We start from the raw sequence: 1,603 nt of genomic DNA on the forward strand, positions 1-1,603 counted from the left end.
AGAAGAAATGCTTCTTCTCTTATTATCCGGTATTAGCCCCGGTTTCCCGGAGTTATCCCCGTCTTACAGGCAGATTACCCACGTGTTACTCACCCGTCCGCCGCTAAATCAGAGGAGCAAGCTCCTCATCATTCGCTCGACTTGCATGTATTAGGCACGCCGCCAGCGTTCATCCTGAGCCAGGATCAAACTCTCCATAAAAGTGTTTGTCTTGCTCGATTTTATTACTGACGGAATTAATTCTTAATTCCTTACCTATTTCTTTTGTTCAGTTTTCAAAGAACTTTTTTTGCAATAAAAAAGAAAATGTCAGAAACATTTTCTGAAAATGGTGGAGCTTAGCGGGATCGAACCGCTGACCTCCTGCGTGCAAGGCAGGCGCTCTCCCAGCTGAGCTAAAGCCCCAAATAACATATTCGTTATAATGGTCGGGAAGACAGGATTTGAACCTGCGACCCCCTGGTCCCAAACCAGGTGCTCTACCAAGCTGAGCCACTTCCCGTAAAAAACATGGCGCGCCCTGAGAGATTCGAACTCCCGACCTTTTGATTCGTAGTCAAACACTCTATCCAGCTGAGCTAAGGGCGCATGTATGTGGTGCCGAGGACCGGAATCGAACCGGTACGGTAGTCACCTACCGCAGGATTTTAAGTCCTGTGCGTCTGCCAGTTCCGCCACCCCGGCACATACAATAACTTTGGAGCGGAAGACGGGATTCGAACCCGCGACCCCAACCTTGGCAAGGTTGTATTCTACCACTGAACTACTTCCGCAAACTTATTTAATTATCAAAATGGAAATTGGTGCGGGTGAAGGGACTCGAACCCCCACGTCAAAGACACTAGATCCTAAGTCTAGCGCGTCTGCCAATTCCGCCACACCCGCGTGTATAAATGGTGAGCCATGAAGGACTCGAACCTTCGACCCTCTGATTAAAAGTCAGATGCTCTACCGACTGAGCTAATGGCTCTTGCAAAATGGTGCCGGCTAGAGGACTTGAACCCCCAACCTACTGATTACAAGTCAGTTGCTCTACCAATTGAGCTAAACCGGCAAGTAAGAATAAATGGTGGAGGATGACGGGTTCGAACCGCCGACCCCCTGCTTGTAAGGCAGGTGCTCTCCCAGCTGAGCTAATCCTCCATTTTTATATCTAGCCTAGCGACGTCCTACTCTAACAGGGGGAAACCCCCAACTACCATCGGCGCTGAAGAGCTTAACTTCCGTGTTCGGTATGGGAACGGGTGTGACCTCTTCGCCATCATCACTAGACCAGATTAGCGAGTTTTTTTATCTCGACAAGATAAAATTATACTCTATGTAATTCGTAAAAGCAAGAGATTTTTTAATGATTTTCATCATTTTTTTATGTTCTCTCAAAACTAGATACGACGTTTCCAAACGTTATGCTTTTTAAGGATAAGCCCTCGACCGATTAGTATCTGTCAGCTCCACGTGTCACCACGCTTCCACACCAGACCTATCAACCTCATCATCTCTAAGGGGTCTTACTCACTTGCGTGATGGGAAATCTCATCTTGAGGGGGGCTTCATGCTTAGATGCTTTCAGCACTTATCCCGTCCACACGTAGCTACCCAGCTA

General features: G+C 47.6%; 9 tRNA genes and 3 rRNA genes. All 12 read right to left on the reverse strand.

Annotation, left to right across the window (positions count from 1 at the left end):
• A 16S ribosomal RNA gene (locus I5J82_RS20150) occupies positions 1-201 on the reverse strand; the annotation flags it as partial.
• 128 nt (positions 202-329) lie between these two features.
• Positions 330-405 (reverse strand) — tRNA-Ala (locus tag I5J82_RS20155).
• Between the two features lie 20 nt (positions 406-425).
• Positions 426-502: transfer RNA gene (locus I5J82_RS20160), tRNA-Pro, on the reverse strand.
• Positions 503-511: 9 nt separating this feature from the next.
• Positions 512-588: transfer RNA gene (locus tag I5J82_RS20165), tRNA-Arg, on the reverse strand.
• Positions 589-595: 7 nt separating this feature from the next.
• Positions 596-684: transfer RNA gene (locus I5J82_RS20170), tRNA-Leu, on the reverse strand.
• Positions 685-698: 14 nt separating this feature from the next.
• A tRNA-Gly gene (locus I5J82_RS20175) sits at positions 699-773 on the reverse strand.
• 28 nt (positions 774-801) lie between these two features.
• Positions 802-885: transfer RNA gene (locus I5J82_RS20180), tRNA-Leu, on the reverse strand.
• A 9-nt stretch (positions 886-894) separates the two neighbouring features.
• Positions 895-970 (reverse strand) — tRNA-Lys (locus tag I5J82_RS20185).
• A gap of 8 nt (positions 971-978) precedes the next feature.
• Positions 979-1,054, reverse strand: a tRNA-Thr gene (locus I5J82_RS20190).
• A gap of 13 nt (positions 1,055-1,067) precedes the next feature.
• Positions 1,068-1,143 (reverse strand) — tRNA-Val (locus tag I5J82_RS20195).
• 13 nt (positions 1,144-1,156) lie between these two features.
• Positions 1,157-1,272, reverse strand: a 5S ribosomal RNA gene (gene rrf, locus I5J82_RS20200).
• Between the two features lie 143 nt (positions 1,273-1,415).
• Positions 1,416-1,603, reverse strand: a 23S ribosomal RNA gene (locus I5J82_RS20205); the annotation flags it as partial.

It is taken from the genome of Fictibacillus halophilus (assembly GCF_016401385.1).
Classification (GTDB): domain Bacteria; phylum Bacillota; class Bacilli; order Bacillales; family Fictibacillaceae; genus Fictibacillus; species Fictibacillus halophilus.